This is a genomic window from Pseudomonas sp. (genome assembly GCF_050739935.1).
In the GTDB taxonomy this organism is placed as follows: Bacteria; Pseudomonadota; Gammaproteobacteria; order Pseudomonadales; family Pseudomonadaceae; genus Aquipseudomonas.
The window spans coordinates 118,959-144,379 of record NZ_JBOICF010000061.1; the positions used below are offsets into that span (position 1 = coordinate 118,959).

The following is a 25,421-nucleotide window of genomic DNA, read 5'->3' on the forward strand; positions in this document are numbered from 1 at the left end:
TGTAATGGCGGCAGGCAGGTAAATTAGTAAGTTTGTTGCTATAGACCTTAAAAAAAGTATCTCGCCGGCCTTTTTGCTCCGGTATGTTGCACGCACCGTGATCGCTGAAGAAAACAGCTTTTTTCTTGCGCTTATTTAGAGCGAAATCCCACGTTTAACGAGGTTCCGATGGCTGCCTACAACCTGCGCCAACTCAAATATTTTGTTACCACGGCCGAGTGCGGCAGCGTCGCCGAGGCGTCGCGCAAGCTTTATATCGCGCAGCCGTCGGTCTCCACCGCGATCAAGCATTTGGAGGACAGCTTTGGAGTGCAGCTGTTTATTCGCCATCATGCTCAAGGTGTGTCGTTGACACCCAGTGGTGCACGGTTTTATCGCAAGGCGCAGGAGCTTTTGCGGGTGGCCCATGAGTTCGAGCAGAACGCCCTGGCGGACAACGACGTGGTGGCGGGGCAGATCGATATCGGCTGCTTCGAAACCGTGGCACCGCTGTACTTGCCGCTCTTGATCGCCGGCTTCAAGACGCGTTGGCCGGGGGTGGAAATTCGGATTCGCGATGGTGAGCAACAGGAACTGGTACAGGCGCTGACGGCAGGTAGTATCGATGTAGCCATGCTGTTCGAGCATGACTTGGGCGGCACTATTGAAACCACGCCATTGATGCCGCCGCAACAGCCGTATGCGTTGTTGCCGGCGGATCACCGTTTTGCACAGCAGCCCAAGGTGTCGCTGGCTGACCTGGTGCTGGAACCGATGATTTTGCTTGACGTTCTGCCCAGCCGGACCTACTTCGTAAGTATCTTTGAAGAGCGCGGGTTAACGCCGAATATCGTGTTCAGCTCGCCGTCGATCGAGATGGTGCGGGGGATGGTAGGGCGGGGGTTTGGCTTTTCGATATTGGTGACCAAGCCGTTCACCGAGTACACCTACGATGGGCAGAAAGTCGTCTGTGTGCCGTTGGCCGAAACCGTAACCGGTTCTGGTTTGTCGGCGGTGTGGTTGCGCCGTTCGCCCCTGACCAAACCGGTGCAGTTATTTGTCGACTACTGCCGCGAAGAACTCGCACGACTATTGGGCTAAATGCAGGATTAAAAATGTGGGAGTTGGCTTGCTCCCGATTGCAGTGGTTCAGTTGATGCAAACGTTGACTGTCACACTGCTATCGGGAGCAAGCCCCCCCTCCCACATTTGATTTTTGGTGTCTGGTATGTGGGCGGCTCAGGCGCGGATTGATTCCAGCATCCGCAGTAGCATCGCATCGCATCCCGCTAGTTGCGCCACACTCACAAACTCATCCGGCTTATGCCCCTGGTCCATGCTCCCGGGCCCGCACACCACGGTGGGAATGCCCGCTGCATCGAACAACCCGCCCTCAGTACCAAACGCTACCGTGCCAAATTCCCGCGAACCGGAAAACGCCGCGATCAATTCTGCGGCCTGGCTGCGTTCGTCGGTAACCAAGCCTGGGTAAGCGGACAACTCGGTAAAACGAATCGCGCTATGGCGACTGATTGCCTGCATGCGCGGCAGCACTTGTTGCATGGCATATGCCTGTAACTCCTGAGCTACCTCACCCGGATCCTGCGACGGTAAAGCACGAATCTCGAAATCAAACCGACAATCTGCCGGCACGATATTCAGTGCCTTGCCGCCACTGATCACCCCAGTCTGCACCGTGCTGAATGGCGGATCGAAACGCGCATCCTGGGTGTCCCGCAGGCGTTGCCCAATTTTTTGCAATTCACCAATTAATTCCGCCGCATGCTCGATGGAGTTCACCCCATACGGCGCATAGGCCGAGTGACATGCCTCGCCATGCACATCACAGCGCATGGCCAACTTGCCCTTATGGCCGAGCACCGGCTTGAGTTCGGTCGGTTCGCCGATAATGCACAGAATCGGCTTCACCGGCCGCTGCTCAAGCACCTTGAGCAAAGAACGCACACCGAGACAGCCGACTTCTTCGTCGTACGAAAGGGCGATATGCACCGGGATCCGCAGCGGCGCCTTCACCAATGCAGGCACCAGCGCCAGCACACAGGCTATGTACCCCTTCATGTCTGCCGTACCACGGCCAAACAGCTTGCCGTCGCGCTCAGTTAGCTTGAATGGCGGTACTGTCCATGGCTGCCCATCCACCGGCACTACATCGGTATGTCCTGAAAGTGCGATGCCCGGCAATTCCACCGGGCCGATGCTAGCAAAAAGATTGGCCTTGCTTCGCTCCTCGTTGTAGACCAGCTCGCTGGTCACACCGAAACCCTCCAGGTAATCGCGCGCAAACTCGATCAGATGCAGGTTGGATTCGCGGCTGGTGGTATCAAACCCCACCAGCGTCTGCAGCAGTTCGCGGCTACTGCTCATCGGTCATCACCGGCCACGCCGTAGCCCAGGGAGGTATCGGGGGCGAGGGCGCGGTCGATGTAGTCTTGGACTTGCGGGCGATAGGCATCCCATAGTCTTTGAAGGTCACCGATAGGATTCTCGTCGGCCCAATCCACTCGCAAGTTGATGATCGGCCATGTCAACTCACCGACTACCACCAGCGCAGCAGAGTGCACTGGACCTGCCTCGCCGCCACCAGCGATGGCCGCATGCATCGCGGCCAGCAGACGATCAGCCAACTCGCCTTCGCCTTGCTCGAATGCGCTGACCATCGCCTCGATCACCCCGCGGTCGGCGAGCATGTTGCCCGCCGCCACACACTGCTCGCCCGACACCGCATTATGGGTGCCGAGGGTTTCGCTGCCGCTGAAATGCGCGGCGCGCCCTAGGTGATCTATCGCCGTAAGCTGTCGGTACTGGCTGTAGCCATTGCTGGTCAGGGCCTTGTCGATCGCTTCGGCCGGAGCGAGGCCCTGTTCCAGCAGGTCGAGCACGTCAGGACCCAGGGCCGGCAAGGTGATGTTCTGGGTCGACACCGCGCCGACACCAGGGCGCAGCCATGGGCAGCGGGCACCCACGGCGATGCTTGATGAGCTGATGGCAATGCCCAACTGGCCAGTGTCTGCACACCGGGCAACGATTGAAAAGGTCATGAGAAGCCTCCTTATTCCGGGATAACCGCGATTACATCGATTTCCATCAACCACTGCGGCTGACCCAGAGCCGACACCACCAGCCCGGTGGAGATCGGGAATACACCCTTGAGCCATTTGCCGACTTCCTGGTACACCGGCTCGCGGTAGCGCGGGTCAATCAGATAGGTGGTGGTTTTGACGATATGGCTCAGGTCGCTGCCGGCTTCTTCCAGCAGTTGCTTGACGTTCTTCATCGCCTGTTCGGTCTGGGCGCGCGGGTCGCCGAGGCCAATCAGGTTACCCTCGAAATCAGTGCCTACCTGGCCGCGCACATATACGGTATTGCCGGCGCGTACGGCCTGGCACAGGTCGTTGTCCAGGGTTTGGTTAGGGTAGGTTTCCTTGGTATTGAACATACGGATACGAGTGTGAGTAGGCATCAAAAAACTCCGGAATAAAGGGATCAGGCGTTGGCAGGGGACTGACGAACCACCGGGGCGGCGTCGCTGTACTCAAGGTATTGGCGCTGAATGGCGATATGGTCGGCGACGTACTTGGCGTCGTGCCACACGCCCCAGATAAACGACGAGCCACGGCGCGACTGCCACGGCAAACCGAGGAAATAGATCCCGGATTCGCTGGAGACGCCGCGCTGATGCCGGGGCTTGCCAGCGGCGTCAAAGGCATCGACCTTCAGCCAGCTGTAGTCCGCGGCAAACCCGGTGGCCCAGATGATCGAGGTGATGCCGGCTTTGTTAAGGTCCAGCTCCAGAATCGGGTTCTTGATACAGTCGGCGTCGGGAAACACGCGACGGGCTTCAGGCTCCAGCGGCAAGTCCAGGCCGTTGCGCTCCACGTAGGCGTCGGCCGCATCCAGCAAGGCCAGGTAGTTTTCATCGCCACGCGCCAGGTTTTCCACCAGGTTGGGCTGGAAGCTGGCGAGGTTGCCGCTGAAGGATTGCGTGAGGCCAACCAGGGTCATGCCTTGCTGGGCCAACTCACGGAAATCGATTGTCTTGCCGCCGTGTGCACCGCTCACTGCAATGGTTACGTGCTCACGGCCGGGTTTCATCGCCGCTTGGTCCCACTCGCCCAACACCCCCAGCCACCAGCAGAAATCCCGGTTGCGATAAGCGCGGGGCGGGCGGTCGTGGGCGCCGACCGACAGATACACCTGGCGCCCGGAACGTTGCAACTCATCGGCAATCTGCACACCGGAAGAGCCTGCACCGACCACCAGCACGGCACCGGCCGGCAGTTGGGCAGGGTTGCGATAATCGGCAGAGTGGATCTGATGCAGCGCGGGGTGTTCAGGTGCAATGGGCGGAATCACCGGCTTCTGGAACGGCCCGGTGGCTGCCACTACTCGGTCGGCTTCGATCACGCCTTCGCTGGTGTGCACGGTAAAGCCTGGACGGCCGACATTACGCACCACCGAGCGTACATCTACGCCAGTACGGATCGGCGCATTGAACTTGCGGGCATAAGCTTCAAAGTAATCGGCGACGCGTTCTTTGGGGGCGAAGCCATCGGCGGCGACGTCGTCGAATTTCAGCCCAGGAAAACGGTCATGCCAAGCCGGACCGTTAGCCACCAACGAATCCCAGCGCCCGGTGCGCCAGCGCTCGGCAATGCGGCTGCGCTCCAGCACCAGATGCGGCACGCCTTGTTTGCTCAGGTGCTCACTCATGGCCACGCCAGCCTGACCGGCTCCCACTACCAGGGTGTCTGTTTTTGTTATTGCTTCAGTCATGTGTCTGTCCTTGCGTAATGCGATTGGATTCAGTTCGTGCATGACTTCAAGGCTAGGGGGAGGGGGGCTGTTAATAAAATATTATTAAGCTGGGAAGTGAGCATAAATATCGGATGCAGGCTCCCCCTATCGGGTGATTTCGGTGGTTTCCCGGGTGTGGGAGCATCTCTAACGTTCTTTCAGCGAGTCTCCGAAGTGGAAAACGACCGGCTTTCTTCTGCGCAATGGTTTGAACAGATCGCCAAGGTAACGCAGAGCATCGGGCAAGCGGGCTTTGCCGCCACTTTGTTCGAGGCCCTGGGTTGTATCTGGCCCATCCAGGCCACCACGCTCTACCTGTATCCGCACGGTGGCATGCCCAGCGCATTGTTTGAACTGGAAGGCCCATGGCTGCCGCAGGGTAATGTGCGTCAGTACCTATCGGGCTACTATTTGCTCGATCCGTTTTACGGCGCGTGCGTAGAGGGCGTCGGCTCCGGGTGTTACGACCTTGCCGATGTTGCCCCCGATCATTTCGAGCTCAGCGAGTACTTCCAGTCGTTTTACCGACATTCGCACCTGGAGGATGAGTTGAACTACATCCTGCAGTCCAACAACGGGTTGAGTCTGGCGGTATCACTGGCATTTACGCAGAAGCTGGACGTGGCCACCACCCAACAATTCAAGCGTATAGCCCCCTGGGTACTGGCGGTGTTGGGCAAACACTTCGTTGGTCTGGAAGCGCAGGGTTCCCGCTTCGAAAGCCTGCTGGAGCAGCGTATTCACTCGGCGCTGAACAATTTTGGCTCGTCGATCCTGACCGAGCGCGAATGTTGTATCGCCCAATTGATCCTGCGTGGGCACTCCACCCGCTCGCTTGCCGAGCGCCTGGGTGTATCTGAAGACACCATTAAATCCCACCGCAAACACATCTACAGCAAGCTCGATATCGGTGCGCAATCGGAACTGTTTTCGCTGTTCATCGATTCGTTGGCCGAGGCACAGGGGGGGCTGAGCAAGGACCCCCTTGAAAGCTACATGAACAAGATCCGCTGAGCGGATGACGACTAACAAGAGAGGAAAAACATGAACCTGCCATTCGAACCCAAACGCCAGACCCAGGACTATCAGAAGTCCGACGCGGCCCACCACATCCACGCGTTTCTGGATCAAAAGGCGCTGAATGCCGAAGGCCCGCGCGTGATGGTGCGTGGTGAGGGCCTGTATCTGTGGGACAGTGAAGGTAAGCGCTACCTAGACGGCATGTCGGGTCTGTGGTGCACCCAGCTCGGTTATGGGCGAAAGGACCTGACCGCCGCCGCCGCCGCGCAGATGGACCAGTTGGCGTACTACAACATGTTCTTCCACACCACTCATCCGGCGGTGATTGAGCTGTCCGAGCTGCTGTTCAGCCTGCTCCCGGGCCGCTACAGTCACGTGATCTACACTAACTCCGGCTCCGAAGCCAACGAGGTGTTGATCCGTACTGTTCGGCGCTACAGGCAAGTGGTCGGCCAACCCAAGAAAAAGATCATGATCGGTCGCTGGAATGGCTATCACGGCTCCACCTTGGCGGCTTCTGCGCTGGGCGGTATGAAGTTCATGCACGAGATGGGAGGCATGATTCCGGACGTGGCGCACATCGATGAGCCCTACTGGTACGCACAGGGCGGCGACTTGACTCCGGCCGAGTTCGGTCGTCGCTGCGCCTTGCAACTGGAAGAGAAGATTCTCGAACTGGGCGCCGAAAATGTTGCGGGCTTTATCGCCGAACCCTTCCAGGGCGCAGGCGGGATGATTTTCCCGCCGCAAAGCTACTGGCCGGAAATCCAGCGCATCTGCCGTCAGTACGATGTGCTGCTGTGCGCCGATGAGGTGATTGGCGGTTTTGGTCGCACGGGCGAGTGGTTTGCCCACGAGTACTTTGACTTCGAGCCTGACACTCTATCGATCGCCAAGGGCCTGACCTCCGGTTATATCCCCATGGGCGGCCTGGTGCTTAGCAAACGCATTGCGGATGCGCTGGTGGAGCGGGGCGGCGTGTTCGCGCACGGCCTGACCTATTCCGGACACCCGGTCGCGGCGGCGGTTGCACTCGCCAACCTCAAGGCGTTGCGTGATGAAGGCATTGTTCGCACGGTGAAGGAAGATACCGGGCCGTACTTGCAGCAGATCTTGCGTGAAGTGTTTGGCAACCATCCAATGATCGGCGAGATCCAGGGAACCGGTCTGCTCGCGGCCATGCAGTTCGCCGAGGACAAAGAAACACGCAAGCGCTTCGACAATGAAAATGACCTGGCCTGGCAGTGCCGCACTTTTGGTTTTGAAGAGGGTGTGATTATTCGCTCGACACTCGGCCGCATGATCATGGCGCCGGCACTGGTAGCAACGCGCGCGGAACTCGACGAACTGGTGGACAAGACCCGTATCGCGGTAGACCGCACCGCACGGATCGCGGGAAAACTGTGAAGTGAGCGGTTTTCCACTCCCGTGCAAGGGGTGGAGAACCGCATCGTTACATTGCTCTGCATGCACGTAGGGCAGTCCACTTTTCAACGGATAACGGTATCGATTTCATCGGATACCGCGGCGTCCTGCATGCCCATTTCCAGGAGTCAGCAATGAATACAATAACAAACGTGGCCGACACTCCCTCCCATCATTCCCCATCGCAACCCACTTCATCGCGCAGGTTTAGACAGGCCCTGGGGCTCGTCGGACTGGTACTTTTCGGTCTGGCATACATGGTCCCGCTGGCGGTGTTTACAACCTATGGTCTCGTCACCCAGATGACCAAAGGGCACTTGCCCACAGCCTACCTGCTGACCCTTGCGGCCATGTTGCTGACCGCTTACAGCTATGGGCGCATGGTCCAGGTGCACCCCTATTCAGGATCGGTTTATACCTATACGCGCAAAGCATTTGGCGCGTATTTCGGCTTTATTGCCGGTTGGACCTTGTTACTGGATTACATCTTCTTGCCGTTGCTCAGTTATCTGCTGATCGGCATCTACATGTCGGAATATTTTCCCGCTGTGCCTACTGCCGTGTGGGTGCTCGGTTCAATTACGCTGGTCACCGTTCTAAATCTGTTCGGCATCGAGTCCATCACTCGGGTCAACTGGATACTCGTGGTCGCCCAGTTGGTCTTCATCGCTGTGTTCGTCGGGTTATCGCTTCACAACTTAAGTGGACATTCCGCCCCGCTTTCGCTGCTCGCACCTTTCCATCATGAAGGTTTCAGCGTCCCGCTGATCATGGCGGGCGCTGCCGTGCTCTGCCTGTCGTTTCTTGGCTTCGATGCCGTGTCGACCATGGCCGAGGAAACACCCAACCCGCGAAGAACTATTCCGCTCGCCATTATGGTGGTGTCGTTGTTCGGGGGGCTGTTGTTCCTGCTGGTTTCGTATTTTGCCCAGATGGTGTTTCCGGAATGGAACAGTTTCGCCGACCCTGATTCAGCCTCAGTGGACGTGATGCGCCGCGTCGGTGGTGAACTGCTGGTGACCGCATTTACCGCGACCTATGTAGCGGGCTGTTTCGCTTCGGCAATGGTCTCTCAGGCGAGTGTCTCGCGCGTGTTGTTCGCGATGGGGCGCGATGGTGCATTGCCGAGCGTGTTCGGCAAGCTGGTCACGAAAAAGCGCGTGCCGGCCACCGCGATCATGCTGGTCAGCCTGTTCTCGCTGATTGCCTTGTTTATCACCCTGGATACCGTCGCCAACATGATCAGCTTCGGCGCGCTCTTCGCGTTCTCGGCGGTGAACCTGGCGGTGATCAAGCATTACCTGGTCGACCAGAAACTACGCGGCACTCGCAACTACCTGATGTACGCGGCGCTGCCGGCCCTGGGGTTTCTCAGCACCATCTGGCTGTGGACGAGCCTGTCCGGTATGGCGTTCACGATTGGTCTGTGCTGGATGGGCTTGGGGATGATTTGTTTGTTGGGTGTCACGCGTGGGTTCAGGGTGAAGATGCCGGACTTGCAGATGGCGGAGTGATACATCCCAAACACGCAGGTTTTGACAGCAGGTCATTGCGGTTTGAGTCGGCTCCATAACCTGTATCAGGCCGCAGCCCCTGAGTTGAAGGGGTAGGAAGTATTTACCTGAGCAGCAACAAAACATGAATCCAGATCAATAACAACTGACCGTGTAGACGGTCAATGTGGGAGTACAACGTGTTCGACCTTAACTACTGGCAGCAGCGTGTTGCCCGCCAACCCTTCATCGACACCGCTTTGATCGGCGGCAAGCCAGTGTCGTCGATATCCGGATTGACATTCGACGCCATCAACCCTGCGACCAATCAATTGCTCGCGCGTGTTGCCGCATGCGGCGAAGAAGACGTCAACCTGGCAGTGCGCTCCGCACGCCGGGCTTTCAATGCAGGCCCTTGGCGGCGTATGCCCCCCGGCGAGCGCAAGAAAATTCTGATCAAACTTTCCGAGTTGCTGATGGTGCACCGCGAAGAGCTGGCGTTGCTCGATTCGCTAAACATGGGCAAGCCGGTGATGGATGCTTACAACGTGGATGTGCCCGGCGCCGCACACGTCTTCGCCTGGTACGGCGAAGCGCTCGACAAGGTTTACGATCAGGTCGCGCCTACCGCCCAGAACGCGTTGGCCACCATCACGCGGGAAGCGTTGGGGGTAGTTGCCGCAGTAGTGCCGTGGAATTTCCCGCTGGACATGGCTGCGTGGAAACTAGCGCCTGCATTGGCGGCTGGCAACAGCGTAGTACTCAAGCCCGCCGAACAATCGCCGTTTTCGGCCCTGCGCCTGGCTCAGCTTGCCTTGGAGGCAGGCATTCCAGAGGGCGTGCTGAACGTGGTACCGGGCTTGGGCGAGAGCGCCGGTAAGGCACTGGGGTTGCATCCGGACGTGGATTGTCTGGTGTTCACCGGCTCCACTCAGGTGGGCAAGTACTTTATGCAATACTCGGCGCAGTCCAACCTCAAGCAGGTCTGGCTGGAGTGCGGCGGAAAGAGCCCGAACCTGGTGTTTGAAGACTGCCAGGATCTGGACCTGGCTGCGGAGAAGGCCGCCTTCGGTATTTTCTTCAACCAGGGTGAAGTGTGCTCGGCCAATTCCCGCCTGTACGTGCAACGTTCCATCCATAACGAATTTGTTGAGCGGCTGATCAGCAAGTCGCGTGCGTGGATGCCCGGCGATCCACTGAATCCTGCGAGCGCTGCCGGGGCAATCGTCGACAGTGAGCAAACCAGCCGAATTATGAAAGCGGTCGCAGAGGCACGTATTGACGGGGCCACGCTGCTGTCCGGTGGCGAGCAATTGACCATCAAGGGTTCTTCAAACTTCATTCAGCCGACGATCTTTGGTGACGTGACCAGTGGCATGCGCATTTCACGGGATGAAGTGTTTGGTCCGGTTCTGGCGGTCAGCGCTTTTGAAACTGAGGAAGAGGCGGTGCAGCAAGCCAATGACAGCATCTACGGACTGGCTGCCTCGGTGTGGAGCGATGATCTGAACCGCGCGCACCGTGTGGCCCGTGCCTTGAATGCCGGTACTGTCTCGGTCAACACCATCGACGCGCTGGATGTGTCGGTGCCGTTTGGCGGAGGTAAGCAGTCAGGCTTCGGTCGCGATCTATCGCTGCATTCGTTTGATAAATACACACAACTGAAAACCACCTGGTTTCAGTTGCGTTAAGTACGGATGTGAGCGGGTCGAGGGGGTAGTCATCGGAAACCGATCCGAAGGTTACGCTGCGCATGACCATGTTCGTGCCGATAGCGATTTCTGCACGCGAGAAGTACGCGTTGAATTCGTCGGCGGTCGACGCCTGCATCTCGCGGCGGACGGCAAGGGAAATTGGTTCGATATGATCAGCGCGCATCCTGTGCCGCATCCTGGCGGGATGCCTGGATGTCGACATATGTTGACCGGCTGCAACTGGTAGTCGAGCCCCAACTCTTCCAGAGCGATGGGGACTTTGACGCTGTTGGGGTGGCAAACGCATGAACGATCAACATGGGGCTTGCTCGATTGAGAATGAGTCCAACGGAATAGTGCTTCGTGCCGAATGGCTGCGATGGAGGTCATTCTGCTTAGGAGCGCAGTAATGGGGCAGACAGCTTGTGACGATATGAATCATTCCCGGCTGGAATGGGCCTCGCTCGCGGAGGGTGAGTCGCGAAGGGCATTCCTGATGGGCATATTTCCTATGCTGGCCACCTCTCTACTGACCGAATGGCGATGTCGCGATCATGAACCTCGACCTATCAACCACTCGAGGAAACACTCATGACCCTTCAAGCCAAACTGGATGCGTTCAAGGCCGACTTCGTTGCCGGCAAACCTCCCTACAATGCTCCGGCACCCGTGCACGCCGTGATGCACCGAGCCACCGCCGAGCTGATCGCCAGCGGCCTGGCTGAACGTGCACTCAAGGCCGGTGATCTGGCGCCGGTATTCAGCCTCCCTGATGCTCAGGGCAATCTGGTGTCTTCGGCGGAGCTGCTTGCGCGCGGGCCGCTGGTGATCAGCTTTTATCGCGGCGTCTGGTGCCCGTATTGCAACATGGAGCTGCAAGCGCTAGAGCAAGCACTGCCGGCCTTCCAGCAACGTGGGGCAAGCCTGGTCGCGATCTCGCCGCAGAGCCAGGCCAACAGCCGCAAATCGCAACGCCAAAACGGCCTGGGGTTTCCTATCCTCAGCGACAGCGGCAATGAAGTGGCGGCTGCTTTTGGCCTGCGGTTCACGCTGCCGGACTACCTGGCGGAACTCTATCTGAGCCTGGGCAACAACCTGCCCGTCATTAACGGTGACCAGAGCTGGACCTTGCCAATGCCTGGCCGGTTCGTCATCGGCCAGGACGGCATCATTCTGTACGCGGAGGTCAATCCCGACTACACGCTGCGTCCAGAGCCCACTGAGTTGCTGCCTGCATTACGCGGATGATATCGAGTTCCTCAAGGCCGCCTTCGGGCGGCCTTGCTTATTGTCGGCCGAGCAAACCCTCGACGAACTCAACGAATGCGCGCGCCTTGGCGCTGGCAAGGCGCCCCGTGGGAAACACCGCCCAAAGATCCAGCGGTGGCAACTGCCAATCCTCTAGCAGCGGCACCACTTCGCCACTGGCCAGCTCCGCCGCAAACATCCACTGGGACGTCAAGGCCACGCCAAGACTCCCCAGCACTGCGGCACGCACGCCTTCTGCCGCGCTTACCCGTACCCGTCCGCTGACGGTCACCGACTGCACCGTGCTGCCTTGTTTGAAGGCCCAGTGCTCACCACCGCCTGCCTGGGCGTAAATCACCGCTTGGTGCTGTGCCAGATCAGTAGGGTTGCAAGGCTCGCCATAGGCTTGAACGTAGGCGGGCGTGGCCAGCACCAGTCGCTGACATTCACCTATCTTGCGGGCAATCAGGTTGGAGTCGGCCAAGGCCCCCATGCGCAAGGCAACATCGATGCCTTGCTCGACGAGATTGACAGTGCGGTCATCCAGCACGATATCGATGTTCAGCTCGGGGTGTGCATCGAGGAACGTTCCCAGGTACGGCAACACATGCAGGCGCGCAAAGGTCACCGCCGCACAGACCCGCAAGGTGCCGTGCAGCCCACTGCCCGCACCGCGTGCGGCGAGGTCGGCTTCGTGGGCTTCCTCGATGGCACGCTTGGCACGTTCGTAGTAGGCGGTGCCGGCTTCAGTCGGTGTAAGTCCGCGAGTAGAGCGCAGCAATAGCCGCACGCCAAGGCGATCTTCGAGTTGTGCGATGGTTTTGGATACAGCGGGCTGGCCGAGATTGAGGCGCCGCGCCGCCGCAGAAAACGACCCCGCTTCGAGCACGCTGACAAAAGTTTCCATTGCCGCCAATCGATCCATCGTTGTTCCACCTGAACAGTTAAGAACTCATAGCAAAAAAAGCGAGCGAAGCAGGGGGCTTCGCTCGCAGCGAGCGGTTTATCTCAACAAGTAGTGCGCAAAGCAACCCAGTCTAGAATGCGGCTTTGCCGATTGATGCTCCGCCATCGACGAACAGCGTCTGGCCAGTGATGAAACCGCTGCTTTCGGACAACAGAAAGGCGATGGCTGCCGCTATTTCCTCTGGTTGACCAAATCGCCCCAGAGGAACGCCTGATAGGTAGCGCGCTTCACCTTCGCTGCCGGGAGGATTGTTTGCGCGGAACAGTTCGGTCTCGGTCGGCCCTGGCGCAACGGCGTTGACGGTGATACCTGTGGCGGCCAGTTCGAGCGCCCATGATCGAGTAAAGCTAATGAGCGCGGCCTTGGCGGCGGCATAGGCGGTGCGATGGGTAATGCCCAGTACGGTCAGGCTGGAGATATTGACGACCCGGCCCCAGTGACGCGCGCGCATGCTGGGCAGCAGCGCCTGAGTGGCCTGAAGCGCCGAATGCAAGTTCACCCGCATCACCGCATCGAAATCGTCCAGATCCACTTCGCCCAGCAGTTGCGGGTGAACCAGACCGACATTATTCACCAGCCCGTCGAAAGCATATTGTTGGGCCAATTTCGCCAACGCCTGTTCGGTCGCGCTGCGATCACCCAGGTCGACCGATACCAAGATACCGGGGAAGTCGACACCCTCGCTGTGTCGGGCGATGCCCACGACGCGGTGGCCTGCGTTTGCCAGCGTCTGAGCCAACGCCAAGCCGATGCCCTTGCTGGCGCCGGTAATCAAAAAGGTCCGCTTGTTCATGAGTGCTCCTGGGACCAGCCCGCGCAGGGGCTGGTCGAGTGAAGGACGAAGGCAGGTTTTAGACAGGCTTAGTCCATTCATTACCTTTCATGAACGGATCGAGCTGGGTGTGAACCAAGTGATTGGTGTAGTTGCTCATGACCTTGGTGGCGACGCCCAGAACCACTTCCAACACGTTGCGACGCGTGAATCCCGCAGCCAGGAAGGCTTCGACACCGGCGTCGCTGACGAAGCCGCGCTCACGCACGACCGCCGTGGTGAAAACGTGCAAGGCTTCGAGCCGGGCATCGGGAATCACGCTGCCAGCGCGCAGGGCGGCAATGACTTCGGGCCTCATCTCGATCATCTTGGCCAGAGTGGTATGCCCGGCCATGCAGTAGTGGCAGTTGTTTTCGAAGTTGGACGTCAGGTACACCACTTGCTGCTCGTGCGGGGTCAGAGTGCTTTTGCCGAACAGGTCCCAGAGTTGGCTGTAACCGGCCAGCAGCTCTGGCGATTCAGCCATGTTGCCTTGCAGGTTGGGTACGAAGCTGAAGGCCTTCTGCACGGATTCCAGAACAGGCTTGGAGGCAGCAGGGGCGGTGTCGAGGGTGTAACGAGTGAAAGTGGTCATCGCAGTTTCCTTGAGTGGGTCAGCAAGAGTGCTGGGGCTATCTTGCTGCTCTCGGCAGGACTGCGGAACGTAGCGGCTGGGCATATGATTCATGCGATTCGGGAATAAAGCAGAACACGGATTTGCGCGCCAGAGCGCTCGTGCCACACGGTAGCGAAAAAGTACGCGTCTGCGACCGTGAATTTATCGCCAGTCAGGAAAGCACGGCCGTCTGCAAGGCGAGCATCCAGAGTGGAGTAGGTTGCAACCAGTTTGGCACGGGTCCGGACGGTACCTTCTTCGGTCAGCAGCTTACGCCTTAGAGGGATGTGCTTCGGAGCAATTTCCGTAGCGATGAAGGTCAGCAGCTACTCGACTTTTGCGCGTTCCAGAGCACCGCGAGGAGGATCAGACCTGCTTCAGGATGCTGGTCGGCCAGGTCGGAGGTCACAAGTATTGAACAATCCGATTACTCGGTCTGGACGGGATGTTGTTTTCGATACTCGGCCGGGCTGATGCCGACGTGTTTCTTGAAGACTCGACGCAGCGTATCGGTATTGGCGAAGCCGCATTTGGCTGCTACGAGCTTGGGCGTGTCATGCCCGTTCTCTAATAGGTTACGGGCAGCAGCCACACGGGTTGCTTCGACCCAAGCGCCTGCGGTGATGCCGACCTCGGCATGGAACAGACGCGCAAAATGCCGCGGACTCAAACCTACATGCTTCGCCATGCTTGCTACGCTGTGATCGAGTTCGGGGTTCGCGGCGACCCAGCGTTGAACTTCCTGTAATGCTGACCGCCCTGTGGGGACTGCTCCCCCTTTGCGACTGAATTGCAATTGGCCGCCCGGACGCTTGAAGTACATGACCAGTTGCCCGGCGACCCGTCTTGCGATATCGCGCCCAAGATCTTCCTCGACCAGAGCCAAGGCGAGGTCCAGTCCCGCGGTCACGCCCGCTGCGGTGCGTAATTTCCCATCGCGCACGTAGAGCGCATCTTCATCGATTTGCAGCGAGGGATAGGTATGGAGCAATGCCTCGACCGCTGCCCAATGGGTCGTGATATGGCGGCCATCCAGCAAACCCGCTGCCGCCAGAATGAACGCGCCCGTACAAACCGACCCATAGCGCCGGCTGCGCATGGCCGTTGCGCGGAGCCACTTCAGAACGTCGGGCGACAGATTCAGCTTGCCAGCGTTTGGCGCACCGGCGACCAGCAGCGTGTCAATGCGGCCCGTTTCTTCTGTTGCGATTGTATCCGGCAGCAGACGCGCGCCCGATGAACTGCGCACAGGACCGGCCTCGCAGGCAATGACCCGCAGCGTGTAGACCTCCCGGCCTGCCTCTACGTTTGCCTGGGCGAATACATCGAGCGGGCCGGCGACATCCAGCAACTGAACGCCGGGAAGTGCAAGAACGCTAACCACCTTACTCATTTTAGGAACTCTCCCAAGTGCGTCCGCGCAACGCGCAAGATGGCAGTATATGACGTATAAAGCCAATTGATGACAGATATCACGTTCGGCAAAATGGAGGTCGTTCTCTAGGGAGGTTCATCATGTCTTTGAATATTGAAGGTATTTCTGTTCCCGACAGCCAACTCGCCCGCGAAATCACGGAACTGGTTCGCGATACCGAGTCGCCGCTGCTGTTTCATCATTCAAGCCGCGTGTACTACTTCGGCGCATTGGCCGGCAAGCATCGTGGCTTGAAATTCGATCCCGAGCTGCTCTACTGCGGCTGCATGTTCCACGACATGGGCTTGACCCATCAGCACAGCAGCGCGTGCGAGCGCTTCGAGGTGGACGGCGCGAATGCCGCCCGTGATTTCCTCAAGAGCCACGGCATCAGTCAGCAGGACATCGACACGGTGTGGACGGCTATCGCGCTGCACACCACGCCGGGCATTCCGCAGCACATGCACCCTGTCGTCGCACTCGTCACGGCTGGCGTGGAAATGGATGTGCTGGGTTTGACTTATCATGACTACAGCGATGCTGAGCGCGAAGCCGTTGTTCGAGCACATCCGCGCGGGGACAACTTCAAGGAAAACATCATCCAGACGTTCTACGACGGTATCAAGTACAAGCCGGATACCACTTTCGGCAACGTCAAGGCCGACGTGATCGCCGACAAAGCGTCCCATTTTCATGCTGGTAACTTCTGTAGCGTGATCCGGGCTTCAGCCTGGCTTGCCTGATTTGTCCTCTATGCCCATGTAGTCTGCCTGGGCTGATAGCTCAATGCCGTTTTGCGGAACTGATCCGGCTGGGGGAAATTCGGGTTCATGCGCAAAATGCCTTGCTCAAGCTCAGTCAGCCCGTGGGCGCATAGAGTTCGCCGGTGACGATGTCCAAGCCGACACAGGTCGAGCAGATCAGGAAGGGTTGATTCCATCTTTCGCTGAATGCAGAGGCGGGTCATCCGCGCCAAACCGATCCGCGAACCACAGATGAACACGTGCCTGGTTTCTCAATTCCAGCTTGACGTCCAGATCCTGAAAGAGCGTCTGTGCAGTGATCAGCGCGCCAAGGTGCCGTGCAATGGGTTCCATCCACCCCGATGTTTTCTGACATGTCGCCTACCTGCGGAGATTAAATTTCGGGGCATCAATATGCGGTATGCGCGTGCCCGAATCTAATATCGATGGGCATACACGACAGACGGCTCACGGCAGGGGCTCGGCAGGAGAACCTGGTGCTTGGGTGAGCAGCGGCCATTTTGTTTCCCAGGCCTTGGCGCGGCGGCGCGCTTGATAGACGCGAACTCGACGAGGGGTACCTTGCAGGCCATCTCACCAATATCGAAGTCGCCGCCGCAGATGGACTGTATTACCGCGGTCTCCACCACAAAGACATCGCCAGGATGCTGGACGATATCCCGGTCATTGACGATATCCGCGCGACGGTCAATTGGCTGCGATTGCGAGGCATTCCCTCGGTGATCTGCACCTTGGCCTGGCGCCGTTTAGGGGAGGTGCTTGCCGAGCGTTATGGTTTCGTCGGATCCAGCGGACCCGTGTAGAAAACCGACACATAATTCCGGGGCTTCGCGCAGCCCCAAGGCGTCGCTGACTTCGGCTTTCAGCCTATTGGGCAGATGTGTGAAGCTGTTTTTCAATGACCAGATCAACAGAAAGATCGGCATGGTCATTTGCAGTACAGCCACGGCGCGAGGCGCTGGAAAAAGTACGCGCATCCTTACCGTGTAACTTCCGGACTGCCAGCGTAATTGTCAGGTTTTTTATGAGTTGGCATACCAATTGCTCAATATCTATAACGTGTTGTTAAGCGTTGGCAGCCGTGCGAGCGCGAAAAACTTCAGAGAGGAAGTTGAATGCAGTCGCTCAATCTACGGCAGATCGAAGTATTTCGTGCAGTGATGATCACAGGCTCAATCAACGGCGCTGCGCAGTTGCTACTGGTGTCACAACCTGCGGTCAGTCGCATGCTCTCGCACACCGAGGCGCGTATCGGTTTCCAGTTGTTCGAACGGGTCAAGGGGCGGCTGTATCCGTCGCCCGAGGCGCGGCGTTTGTTCGCTGACGTCGAATCGGTCTATCGCGACATCCAGCGAGTCAACACCACGCTGCACGATCTGGTACAGCAGCGCCACGGGGTGCTGCGTATCGCCAGCAGCCCCAGTCTTGGGCATCAATTGGTGCCTGATGCGATCGCGGCCTTCCGACGATGCAACGTCGACATTCGAGTCAGCCTCGAATGCCTGCGTCATGTATTGCTGCGCGACCGGTTGCTCGATCAGCAGGCGGACCTGGGGATTTCCCTGTTTCCGATTGATCACCCCAATCTACGTGCGGTGCCGCTGAGCGATATTCGGGTGCTGGTGGTATGTCCCGCCGATCACGCATTAACTCGTGTGCCGTTGGACGAATTACCCAAGGCTATCGGCGATACGCCCTTTGTGGGCTATCCCGCCGATACGCCTTTTTTCAGTTTCATGAAGCCGGCTTTCGAACGGGTAGGGCTGCCTTATCACCCCGACATCGATGTCGATTCTCCGCACCACGCCTGTGCGCTGGTAAAAAATGGTGCCGGATTTTCTGTGGTTGACGAGATTTCTTACCGGGCCTCGGGCACCGAGCGGATGGCCGTGCTGCCGATCCTCACGGATGAACGCTTGACCGTGAGCCTGGTTCATCTACGGCGTGAACCCTTGGCGCAGTTCGCTCAGGGCTTTGTCGAGCAGTTGCGAAATACCCTTGCAGGAAGTGGTTTTGACCTGTTCGGTATGGATTAACACAAGGTTAACCAATAGCGACGTATTGGCATGCGACAGCGCTATTTGATCCTCCGACAATGCGCCCATGTACCGCGGAGTGTTCACTGGCACCGCGACAGGTTTGTGAGGAGTAAATGTGACATGCGCGAAATTATCATCGGCGGCGCTCAATTGGGCGCCATTCAGAAAAGTGACTCCAGAGCGAGTGTGGTCCAGCGCATGTTGGTGTTGCTGGAGCAGGCCCGGCAGCAGGGCTGCGAGCTGGTGGTGTTTCCCGAACTGGCGTTGACCACCTTCTTTCCACGCTGGTTTATGGAAGACCAGCAAGAGGTCGACACCTGGTTCGAGCGTGAAATGCCCAGTGAGCTCACGCGTCCGTTGTTTGATTTCTCTCGTGATCACGGCATTGCGATGTCGTTCGGGTATGCCGAACTGACCTGCGAAGGACAGCATTTCAATACCTCCATCCTCACCGACCGCCAAGGCAACATCGTGGGTAAATACCGCAAGGTTCATCTACCGGGGCACGTCGAGTTCGACACAGCGCGTGATTTTCAACATCTGGAAAAACGCTATTTCGAGCCTGGCGACCTGGGCTTTCCGACATGGGAAACCCAGGGTGCGGTGATGGGCATGTGCATCTGTAACGATCGCCGCTGGCCGGAGACCTATCGCGTCATGGGGCTGCAAGGCGTCGAGCTGGTCCTCCTGGGCTACAACACCCCATCGGTCAATTCGCAGAACCGCGGCGAAGGCGAGGCGCACCGACTGTTTCATTCCGAGCTGTGCATGCAGGCCGGCGCCTACCAGAACGCAACCTGGGTCGTCGGCGTGGCCAAGGCTGGCATCGAGGACGGTTTTCCGTTGATGGGTGGCAGCGTGATCATCGACCCCAACGGTTTTGTGGTCGCCAGGGCCGAGGGCCAGAGCGATGAACTGATCGTCCATGCTTGCGACATGGACCTGTGCAATTTCGGCAAGTCCACCATCTTCGATTTCGCCCGCCACCGACGTATCGAACATTACGGCATCATCACGCGCCAGACCGGCGTTCAGCGGCCCTGACCTGGAGACAACGACCCATGCGCACCGTGTACCTGAACGGGGAGTTTGTCCCTGAAAGCGAAGCGAAGATTTCAGTCTTTGACCGCGGCTTCATGTTTGCCGATGGCATCTATGAAGTGACTGCGGTGCTGCAGGGCCGGCTGGTGGACTTTGATCTTCATCTGGCCCGGCTGGCCCGGTCACTGGGCGAAATGGCTCTGCAACTTTCCCTCGACCGTGAGCAATTGCTGGCGATTCATCAAGAGCTGATCACGCGCAATCAACTGCAGGAAGGCCTGGTATATATGCAGGTCAGCCGTGGCGTCCAGGACCGTAACTTTCTTTATCCGCCGGTTGGCAGCCCGTTGACGGTGGTGCTCTACACCCAGGCCAAAGTGGTGCTCGACAGCCCGTTGGCCAAGCGCGGCATGAGCATTATCGGCCTGCCGGACTTGCGCTGGGGCCGCAGCGATATCAAGACCACGCAACTGCTCTACGCCTGCATGGCCAAAGAGCAGGCGCGCGCGCAAGGCGCCGACGATGCCTGGCTGGTGAAAGATGGCTGGATCACCGAAGGCACCTCCAACAATGCGTTCATCATCACTCACGACGGCGCGGTGGTAACGCGAGAGCTGTCCCGCGCATTGCTGCCCGGCATTACGCGCGGCGCCTTGATTGCACTGGTCAAGGAACATGACCTGCGTTTAGAGGAGCGCGCCTACACGCTGGAAGAAGCTCAGGGCGCCACCGAAGCATTCATCACTTCATCCACCTCGTTCATCTACCCGGTAGTGAACATCGATGGCCATCCGGTGGGCGACGGTAAGCCCGGTCCACTGACCCGGCGTCTGCGTCAGTTGTATATCGACCATGCACTTGCGGTGATCGCCTGATCGCCACAAGTCACGGCCCCAGGCGCCCATAGAGGCGCCGGGCCTTGCCACATCCTTTCGCACGACACAGGAAGACTGCCGACACCGAACGTTGCCATTTGTAAGGAGTGTTGAGCATGAAATTACGTCAGCCCCGTTCCCTGGTTGCCCGTCTGTTATTACCGATCGGTCTTGCTACCGCACTCAATGCGCCCTTCGTCCTGGGGGCCGAGAAAACCCTGCATGCAGTAATGTCCTCATCTCTGCGCGTGCTTGATCCCATCGCGACGACGGCGCAGATCACTCGCAACCATGCCTATATGATCTACGACACCCTGATCGGCATGGACGAACACTTTGTGCCAAAGCCGCAAATGGCCGACTGGACGGTCTCGCCAGACGGCCTGACGTACACTTTCACCTTGCGTGACGGCCTGCTCTGGCACGATGGCAAACCCGTCACCGCTACCGATTGCGTGGCCTCGCTCAAGCGCTGGGCGCGGTTCGATATCGGCGGTCAGTTGATGATGAAATACACCGCAGGCATCACCGCCACCGATGACAAAACGATCACGCTGACCCTGGCCAAGCCCTTCGGCTACGTCCTGCAATTGCTCGCAAAGCCTTCTTCGGTGACAGCCTTCATGATGCCCGAGCGCGTCGCCAACATTCCTGACGGAAAAGCGATCACTGACTACACCGGTTCCGGGCCCTACGTGTTCGTTGCCAGTGAATTCGATCCGGGCAATCGAGTGGTCTACGAGAAATTCAAGCAGTACGTTCCGCGCAAGGAACCGGCCAGCGGCACCGCCGGCGGCAAGGTGGTCAAGGTGGACCGCGTGGAGTGGATCAACATGCCCGACCGCATGACCGCGATCAATGCGCTGTCTTCCGGCGATATCGACTTCATCGAACAACTGCCAATTGATCTGCTGCCGATGGTTCAGGCCGACGATCACCTCAAGTCCGGGGTATTGAGCAAACTGGGCTCAATGACCGGTGGGCGCATGAACTTTCTCTATCCACCGTTCGACAACCCTGAGATTCGTCGCGCGGCATTGCTGGCGATGAATCAGAAAGACGTCCTGGATGCGCTCGTCGGCAACCCCGAGTATTTCCGACAGTGTGCTTCGGTGTTCGGCTGTGGCACCACGCTGGAAACGGAAGCGGGGGGCGAGTCGCTGATCACGGGGGGCAATCTGGAAGCCGCCCGTGCGCTGTTGAAAAAAGCCGGTTATGACGGGACGCCGGTGGTGATCATGCAACCCACCGATGTACCGAGTCAGGCCCCGCAACCTGTGGTCGCGGCCCAGGCATTGCGTAAGGCGGGCTTCAACGTCGATCTGCAACCCATGGACTGGCAGACCCTTGTATCGCGTCGGGCCAATCAGAACCCGCCTGCGCAGGGTGGCTGGAATCTGTTTTTCACCTACTGGAACGTTGAGTCCATCTGGAATCCGGTGGTCAATCCGATGCTCGACGGTGGTGGCCAGAAAGGCGCGTGGTTCGGCTGGCCGACAGATGCTGCGATGAATGATCTGCGGCTGGATTTCGCCACCGCGACCGACCCGGTCAGGCAGAAGGAAATCGCCGTGCAGATCCAGAAACGTGCGATGGATCAGGTGAACTACATCCCTCTGGGGCAGTATTTCGACGTTTCCGCCTGGAACAGTCACATCAGTGATTTGATGACCGGCACCTCCACGGTGTTCTGGAATGTCGAAAAAACTGACTGATCACCGCGACATGTTTCTTGCTCTCGGAGGCTTCGATGCTGGGTTACTTCTTGCGCCGCGTTCTGGCGGCCATTCCGGTCATGCTGGTGGTGGCACTGTTTGTCTTTCTGTTGCTGCGCCTTTCACCGGGTGATCCTGCCGCGATCATTGCCGGCGACATGGCGACGCCACAGCAGCTGGCAGCCATTCGTGAAAGCCTGGGTCTGAATCAACCGTTGTACCGACAGTTTTTCGTGTGGATCTGGCAACTGTTGCAGGGTGACTTCAGCACTTCACTCATGGCCCACACCCCGGTGCTGCACATGATCATCCAGCGACTCGAACCAACGCTGAGCCTGGCGCTGGTGGCGATCGCTTTCACGATCCTGATCTCGGTGCCGCTGGGTGTACTGGCAGCGTGGAAACACAGGAGCTGGATCGACAAGCTGGTGATGTCGACGTCGGTACTGGGTTTTTCCGTGCCGGTGTTCGTGATCGGTTACGTGCTGATCACCGTCTTTGCCCTTGAGCTGAAATGGTTGCCTGTCCAGGGGTTTCGCAGCATCAGCGACGGCCTGGGTCCGTTTGCCCAACGTATCGTGCTTCCGGCGTTGACGTTGTCGTCCGTGTACATCGCGCTGGTGGCACGTATGACTCGGGCCAGCATGCTTGAAGTGCTGGGTGAAGACTACATCCGCACCGCCAGGGCCAAGGGGCTGGCTGAAATTCACGTGCTGTTCCGGCATGCATTGCGCAACGCCATGATCCCGATCCTGACGGTCATCGGCACGGGTTTCGCGCTGATGATTTCAGGGGTGGTGGTCACCGAAAGCGTGTTCAACATTCCAGGCCTGGGCCGGCTGATCGTGGACGCCGTGCTGGCCCGTGACTACCCGGTAATCCAGGGCATGATCCTGCTCACCAGCGGTGTGTATGTCGTCATCAATCTGCTGATCGATCTGTCGTACGCGATCAGCGATCCACGCATTCGTTATTGAGGGCAAGGTCATGAGTAAACCTGTTTCGCTGATGTTGCCAGCGTCCCGACGCCGCCTGATCAGGTTGCCGCAACTGCCGTTGACCTCGGCTCTGGCCTTGATCTGCCTTACGCTGATCATCGGCATGGCCATCTTCGCGCCATGGGTGGCCAACCATGACCCGGTGGCGTTGACCCCCGCATTGCGCCTGAAGCCGGCCAGCGCTGAGTTTTGGTTGGGCACCGATGCTTATGGCCGCGACCTGTTTTCGCGCATCGTCTATGGCGCCCGGATTTCACTGACGGTCGGGGTGGGAGTGACAGTGCTGAGCCTCATCATTGGTTTGCCGTTGGGGCTGATCGCTGGTTATTTCCGGGGCCTCGACGCGCTGTTGATGCGGGTGATGGACGGTCTGATGGCGATCCCGGGGATTCTGCTGGCCATCGCCATCGTTTCTCTGAGCAGTGCCGGTATCTGGACCGTCATGATCGCGATCATGGTGCCGGAGATCCCGCAGGTGGTGCGCCTGGTTCGCGCCCGAGTGTTGTCGACCCGCGAGGAGCCTTACGTTGAAGCGGCGGTGCTGATGGGCACCCCGACCTTCAGGATCCTTACTCGACACCTGATGCCCAACACCCTGGCCCCCTTGATCGTACAAGGCACTTACATCTGCGCCTCGGCGATTCTCACTGAGGCGATCCTGTCATTTCTGGGCGCGGGCATCGGCACTGAAATCCCGACTTGGGGGAACATCATTTCCGAGGGCCGGGTGTATTTTCAGCTCAAGCCTTCGCTGGTGCTTTGGGCCGGACTGGCCCTGTCACTGTGCATTCTGTCGATCAACCTGTTGGGTGACGCAGCGCGCGATGCGTTGGACCCACGCATGAAGAAAAGGGGGGCGGCATGAGCGAGCAGCAGAGCGATACGCTGCGGGTCGAACACTTGTGCGTCAACACCGCAGAGGGCAAACCGATTCTGCAGGACATCTCGTTCGAGATCCTTCCGGGCGAGACGTTGTGTCTGGTGGGCGAGAGCGGGTCAGGCAAGTCGGTGACTTCGCTGGCCACTCTCGGACTGTTGCCCAAGGACGCACTTGATGTCGTCAGCGGACGCATTCTGTTGGATGGCGAAGACGTGCTGCAGGTCAGCAATGGCCGGCTCAAGGCGCTCCGCGGCAGCCGTATGGCGATGATTTTTCAGGAGCCGATGACAGCGCTGAATCCAGTGTTGAGCGTGGGGCGGCAAATCGACGAAGTGCTGCAGACCCACACCGACCTTGGCGCTGCACAACGCCGCGCACAGGTGATGAACGCGCTGGCCCAGGTGCACCTGCCGGACATCGAACATATTCATGATGCTTACCCGCATCAACTCAGCGGCGGGCAGCGTCAGCGCATCATGATTGCCATGGCGCTGGTTCTGGAACCTCGTCTGCTGATCGCCGACGAGCCGACCACCGCGCTGGACGTGACGACCCAGCAACAAATCCTCAAGTTGATCCGCGAACTGCAACACAAGCACGGCACCGCCGTGTTGTTCATCACCCACGACATGGGTGTAGTGGTGGACATCGCCGATCGTGTTTGCGTGATGCGCCACGGCCATATCGTCGAGTCCGGCACTGTGCAGGATGTCCTGTCGCAACCGCGCGAAGACTACACCAAAGCCCTGTTGGCGGCGGTGCCGGGGCTCAAGCCGCGTGCCGCGCGCCGAGAAGCGCTCAGCGCGCAGGTGGTGCTGGATGTCAGCGAGTTGGGCAAGGTCTATCCGCCCGCTGGCGGCCGATGGCGCTGGTTTGGCAAGCCGCGCGAAGGCACCCGCGCCGTGCACGATGTGTCTTTTACCCTCAAGCGTGGCCGGACGTTGGGCATCGTCGGTGAAAGCGGGTCTGGCAAATCCACCGTAGCCCGTTGCGTGATGCGTCTGCTGACGCCAAGCCATGGCGCCGTGCGTGTCACCGGCAAGGATATTTCCGAATTGTCGGCGGCTGGGCTCAAGCCACACCGCAAGCGTATCCAGATGATCTTTCAGGACCCCAACCGGTCGCTCAACCCCAGGGTGAGCATTGGCAAGAGCCTGGTGGAAGGTCCTGTGAACCATGGTGTTCCGTTCGCCCAGGCCTGGACTCGTGGTCAGCAATTGCTGGAACTGGTAGGGCTGCCAGCCGACGCCATCGACCGCTATCCGCACCAGCTTTCCGGCGGTCAGCGACAACGCATCGCTATCGCCCGTGCATTGGCCATGGAGCCTGACGTGATTGTTGCCGACGAAGCGGTCTCGGCCCTTGATGTGTCGGTGCAGGCGCAAGTGCTGCAACTGCTCGAAGACATCCAGCAGCGTATGGGCGTGGCGATTCTGTTCATCACCCACGACCTGCGGGTCGCCGCGCAACTGTGCGATGACGTGCTGGTGATGCAGCGTGGTCAGGTCATCGAATACGGACCGGCAGCCGATGTGCTGGCCCGACCGCAGCAACCCTACACCCAGCAATTGATGGACGCGGTCCCCGGCAAACGTTGGGATTTTGCTGCGGGCCAGAGGATTTGAGC

Annotated in this window: 24 protein-coding genes; 15 read left to right on the plus strand and 9 right to left on the minus strand. The window is 58.9% G+C overall.

Going from position 1 to position 25,421, the window contains the following annotated elements:
• The first annotated feature begins 168 nt into the window (after nt 1-168).
• Nucleotides 169-1,080 carry a LysR substrate-binding domain-containing protein gene (locus ACRER8_RS11560; protein WP_431746397.1) on the plus strand — a complete coding sequence of 304 codons (912 nt, stop codon included), beginning with the start codon at nt 169-171 and terminating at the stop codon, nt 1,078-1,080.
• A 138-nt stretch (nt 1,081-1,218) separates the two neighbouring features.
• Here the strand turns inward: ACRER8_RS11560 and argE are convergent, their stop codons facing one another.
• From argE to ACRER8_RS11580, 4 genes are read right to left on the minus strand one after another with little or no spacing between them, the layout of a single operon-like run.
• Nucleotides 1,219-2,364, minus strand: coding sequence for an acetylornithine deacetylase (gene argE / locus ACRER8_RS11565; protein ID WP_431746398.1), 1,146 nt, complete (start codon nt 2,362-2,364; stop codon nt 1,219-1,221).
• The gene (locus ACRER8_RS11570) at nt 2,361-3,038 is read right to left on the minus strand and encodes a DUF1028 domain-containing protein (RefSeq protein WP_431746399.1); all 678 of its coding nucleotides are present in this window, start codon (nt 3,036-3,038) and stop codon (nt 2,361-2,363) included. Before ACRER8_RS11570 ends, argE begins: the two co-directional genes overlap by 4 nt.
• Nucleotides 3,039-3,049: 11 nt before the next feature.
• Nucleotides 3,050-3,460, minus strand: coding sequence for a RidA family protein (locus tag ACRER8_RS11575; protein WP_223513339.1), 411 nt, complete (start codon nt 3,458-3,460; stop codon nt 3,050-3,052).
• Between the two features lie 23 nt (nt 3,461-3,483).
• Nucleotides 3,484-4,815: a flavin-containing monooxygenase gene (locus ACRER8_RS11580; RefSeq protein ID WP_431746400.1), complete on the minus strand. Its 1,332-nt coding sequence runs from the start codon at nt 4,813-4,815 to the stop codon at nt 3,484-3,486.
• 153 nt (nt 4,816-4,968) lie between these two features.
• On the opposite strand from ACRER8_RS11580, the gene ACRER8_RS11585 reads away from it, so the two are divergent.
• From ACRER8_RS11585 to ACRER8_RS11605, 5 genes are all read left to right on the plus strand, one after another.
• Nucleotides 4,969-5,808: a response regulator transcription factor gene (locus tag ACRER8_RS11585; protein WP_431746566.1), complete on the plus strand. Its 840-nt coding sequence runs from the start codon at nt 4,969-4,971 to the stop codon at nt 5,806-5,808.
• Between the two features lie 30 nt (nt 5,809-5,838).
• Nucleotides 5,839-7,221: an aspartate aminotransferase family protein gene (locus ACRER8_RS11590; RefSeq protein ID WP_431746401.1), complete on the plus strand. Its 1,383-nt coding sequence runs from the start codon at nt 5,839-5,841 to the stop codon at nt 7,219-7,221.
• Nucleotides 7,222-7,373: 152 nt separating this feature from the next.
• Complete coding sequence (locus tag ACRER8_RS11595) at nt 7,374-8,753, plus strand: APC family permease (protein ID WP_431746402.1); 1,380 nt, start codon at nt 7,374-7,376, stop codon at nt 8,751-8,753.
• A gap of 179 nt (nt 8,754-8,932) precedes the next feature.
• On the plus strand, nt 8,933-10,423 hold the full coding sequence (locus ACRER8_RS11600) for an aldehyde dehydrogenase (RefSeq protein WP_431746403.1): 1,491 nt from the start codon (nt 8,933-8,935) through the stop codon (nt 10,421-10,423).
• 594 nt (nt 10,424-11,017) lie between these two features.
• Nucleotides 11,018-11,674 (plus strand): peroxiredoxin-like family protein, encoded by a 657-nt coding sequence (locus ACRER8_RS11605; protein ID WP_431746404.1) that lies wholly within the window; start codon nt 11,018-11,020, stop codon nt 11,672-11,674.
• 37 nt (nt 11,675-11,711) lie between these two features.
• Here ACRER8_RS11605 and ACRER8_RS11610 read toward each other — a convergent pair whose 3' ends face one another.
• The 5 genes from ACRER8_RS11610 to ACRER8_RS11630 all read right to left on the minus strand — a co-directional run bounded on the left by ACRER8_RS11610 (nt 11,712) and on the right by ACRER8_RS11630 (nt 15,461).
• Nucleotides 11,712-12,599, minus strand: a complete 888-nt coding sequence (locus tag ACRER8_RS11610; RefSeq protein ID WP_431746405.1) for a LysR family transcriptional regulator — start codon at nt 12,597-12,599, stop codon at nt 11,712-11,714.
• 112 nt (nt 12,600-12,711) lie between these two features.
• On the minus strand, nt 12,712-13,434 hold the full coding sequence (locus ACRER8_RS11615) for an SDR family oxidoreductase (RefSeq protein WP_431746406.1): 723 nt from the start codon (nt 13,432-13,434) through the stop codon (nt 12,712-12,714).
• A 58-nt stretch (nt 13,435-13,492) separates the two neighbouring features.
• Nucleotides 13,493-14,047, minus strand: coding sequence for a carboxymuconolactone decarboxylase family protein (locus tag ACRER8_RS11620; RefSeq protein ID WP_431746407.1), 555 nt, complete (start codon nt 14,045-14,047; stop codon nt 13,493-13,495).
• Between the two features lie 89 nt (nt 14,048-14,136).
• Nucleotides 14,137-14,394, minus strand: a complete 258-nt coding sequence (locus ACRER8_RS11625; protein ID WP_431746567.1) for a glutathione S-transferase C-terminal domain-containing protein — start codon at nt 14,392-14,394, stop codon at nt 14,137-14,139.
• 101 nt (nt 14,395-14,495) lie between these two features.
• A complete protein-coding gene (locus ACRER8_RS11630; protein WP_431746408.1) occupies nt 14,496-15,461 on the minus strand; it encodes a GlxA family transcriptional regulator in 966 nt (321 codons plus the stop codon).
• 122 nt (nt 15,462-15,583) lie between these two features.
• Between ACRER8_RS11630 and ACRER8_RS11635 the strand changes: the two genes are divergently transcribed.
• The 9 genes from ACRER8_RS11635 to ACRER8_RS11675 all read left to right on the plus strand — a co-directional run bounded on the left by ACRER8_RS11635 (nt 15,584) and on the right by ACRER8_RS11675 (nt 25,419).
• The gene (locus tag ACRER8_RS11635; protein ID WP_431746409.1) at nt 15,584-16,225 is read left to right on the plus strand and encodes an HD domain-containing protein; all 642 of its coding nucleotides are present in this window, start codon (nt 15,584-15,586) and stop codon (nt 16,223-16,225) included.
• A 665-nt stretch (nt 16,226-16,890) separates the two neighbouring features.
• Entirely contained in the window at nt 16,891-17,049 is a 159-nt protein-coding gene (locus ACRER8_RS11640) for a hypothetical protein (protein ID WP_431746410.1), read from the plus strand.
• 312 nt (nt 17,050-17,361) lie between these two features.
• The gene (locus tag ACRER8_RS11645; RefSeq protein ID WP_431746411.1) at nt 17,362-18,282 is read left to right on the plus strand and encodes a LysR family transcriptional regulator; all 921 of its coding nucleotides are present in this window, start codon (nt 17,362-17,364) and stop codon (nt 18,280-18,282) included.
• A 123-nt stretch (nt 18,283-18,405) separates the two neighbouring features.
• A complete protein-coding gene (locus ACRER8_RS11650) occupies nt 18,406-19,329 on the plus strand; it encodes an N-carbamoyl-D-amino-acid hydrolase (RefSeq protein ID WP_431746412.1) in 924 nt (307 codons plus the stop codon).
• 17 nt (nt 19,330-19,346) lie between these two features.
• Nucleotides 19,347-20,201 (plus strand): D-amino-acid transaminase, encoded by an 855-nt coding sequence (locus tag ACRER8_RS11655; RefSeq protein ID WP_431746413.1) that lies wholly within the window; start codon nt 19,347-19,349, stop codon nt 20,199-20,201.
• A 116-nt stretch (nt 20,202-20,317) separates the two neighbouring features.
• Nucleotides 20,318-21,916 (plus strand): ABC transporter substrate-binding protein, encoded by a 1,599-nt coding sequence (locus ACRER8_RS11660; RefSeq protein ID WP_431746414.1) that lies wholly within the window; start codon nt 20,318-20,320, stop codon nt 21,914-21,916.
• A 35-nt stretch (nt 21,917-21,951) separates the two neighbouring features.
• Complete coding sequence (locus ACRER8_RS11665) at nt 21,952-22,893, plus strand: ABC transporter permease (RefSeq protein ID WP_431746415.1); 942 nt, start codon at nt 21,952-21,954, stop codon at nt 22,891-22,893.
• A 10-nt stretch (nt 22,894-22,903) separates the two neighbouring features.
• Entirely contained in the window at nt 22,904-23,779 is an 876-nt protein-coding gene (locus ACRER8_RS11670) for an ABC transporter permease (RefSeq protein ID WP_431746416.1), read from the plus strand.
• Nucleotides 23,776-25,419, plus strand: coding sequence for an ABC transporter ATP-binding protein (locus ACRER8_RS11675; RefSeq protein ID WP_431746417.1), 1,644 nt, complete (start codon nt 23,776-23,778; stop codon nt 25,417-25,419). Before ACRER8_RS11670 ends, ACRER8_RS11675 begins: the two co-directional genes overlap by 4 nt.
• Nucleotides 25,420-25,421 lie beyond the last annotated feature (2 nt).

Bases quoted from the DNA above. Each gene is read 5' to 3' on its own strand.
- ACRER8_RS11650 (WP_431746412.1), top strand. From the start codon at position 18,406: ATGCGCGAAATTATCATCGGCGGCGCTCAATTGGGCGCCATTCAGAAA.
- ACRER8_RS11640 (WP_431746410.1), top strand. From the start codon at position 16,891: ATGCTGGACGATATCCCGGTCATTGACGATATCCGCGCGACGGTCAAT.
- ACRER8_RS11575 (WP_223513339.1), bottom strand. From the start codon at position 3,460: ATGCCTACTCACACTCGTATCCGTATGTTCAATACCAAGGAAACCTAC.
- ACRER8_RS11670 (WP_431746416.1), top strand. From the start codon at position 22,904: ATGAGTAAACCTGTTTCGCTGATGTTGCCAGCGTCCCGACGCCGCCTG.
- argE (WP_431746398.1), bottom strand. From the start codon at position 2,364: ATGAGCAGTAGCCGCGAACTGCTGCAGACGCTGGTGGGGTTTGATACC.
- ACRER8_RS11610 (WP_431746405.1), bottom strand. From the start codon at position 12,599: ATGGATCGATTGGCGGCAATGGAAACTTTTGTCAGCGTGCTCGAAGCG.
- ACRER8_RS11615 (WP_431746406.1), bottom strand. From the start codon at position 13,434: ATGAACAAGCGGACCTTTTTGATTACCGGCGCCAGCAAGGGCATCGGC.
- ACRER8_RS11655 (WP_431746413.1), top strand. From the start codon at position 19,347: ATGCGCACCGTGTACCTGAACGGGGAGTTTGTCCCTGAAAGCGAAGCG.
- ACRER8_RS11595 (WP_431746402.1), top strand. From the start codon at position 7,374: ATGAATACAATAACAAACGTGGCCGACACTCCCTCCCATCATTCCCCA.
- ACRER8_RS11660 (WP_431746414.1), top strand. From the start codon at position 20,318: ATGAAATTACGTCAGCCCCGTTCCCTGGTTGCCCGTCTGTTATTACCG.
- ACRER8_RS11605 (WP_431746404.1), top strand. From the start codon at position 11,018: ATGACCCTTCAAGCCAAACTGGATGCGTTCAAGGCCGACTTCGTTGCC.
- ACRER8_RS11560 (WP_431746397.1), top strand. From the start codon at position 169: ATGGCTGCCTACAACCTGCGCCAACTCAAATATTTTGTTACCACGGCC.
- ACRER8_RS11635 (WP_431746409.1), top strand. From the start codon at position 15,584: ATGTCTTTGAATATTGAAGGTATTTCTGTTCCCGACAGCCAACTCGCC.
- ACRER8_RS11645 (WP_431746411.1), top strand. From the start codon at position 17,362: ATGCAGTCGCTCAATCTACGGCAGATCGAAGTATTTCGTGCAGTGATG.
- ACRER8_RS11620 (WP_431746407.1), bottom strand. From the start codon at position 14,047: ATGACCACTTTCACTCGTTACACCCTCGACACCGCCCCTGCTGCCTCC.
- ACRER8_RS11630 (WP_431746408.1), bottom strand. From the start codon at position 15,461: ATGAGTAAGGTGGTTAGCGTTCTTGCACTTCCCGGCGTTCAGTTGCTG.
- ACRER8_RS11580 (WP_431746400.1), bottom strand. From the start codon at position 4,815: ATGCACGAACTGAATCCAATCGCATTACGCAAGGACAGACACATGACT.
- ACRER8_RS11675 (WP_431746417.1), top strand. From the start codon at position 23,776: ATGAGCGAGCAGCAGAGCGATACGCTGCGGGTCGAACACTTGTGCGTC.
- ACRER8_RS11665 (WP_431746415.1), top strand. From the start codon at position 21,952: ATGCTGGGTTACTTCTTGCGCCGCGTTCTGGCGGCCATTCCGGTCATG.
- ACRER8_RS11590 (WP_431746401.1), top strand. From the start codon at position 5,839: ATGAACCTGCCATTCGAACCCAAACGCCAGACCCAGGACTATCAGAAG.
- ACRER8_RS11570 (WP_431746399.1), bottom strand. From the start codon at position 3,038: ATGACCTTTTCAATCGTTGCCCGGTGTGCAGACACTGGCCAGTTGGGC.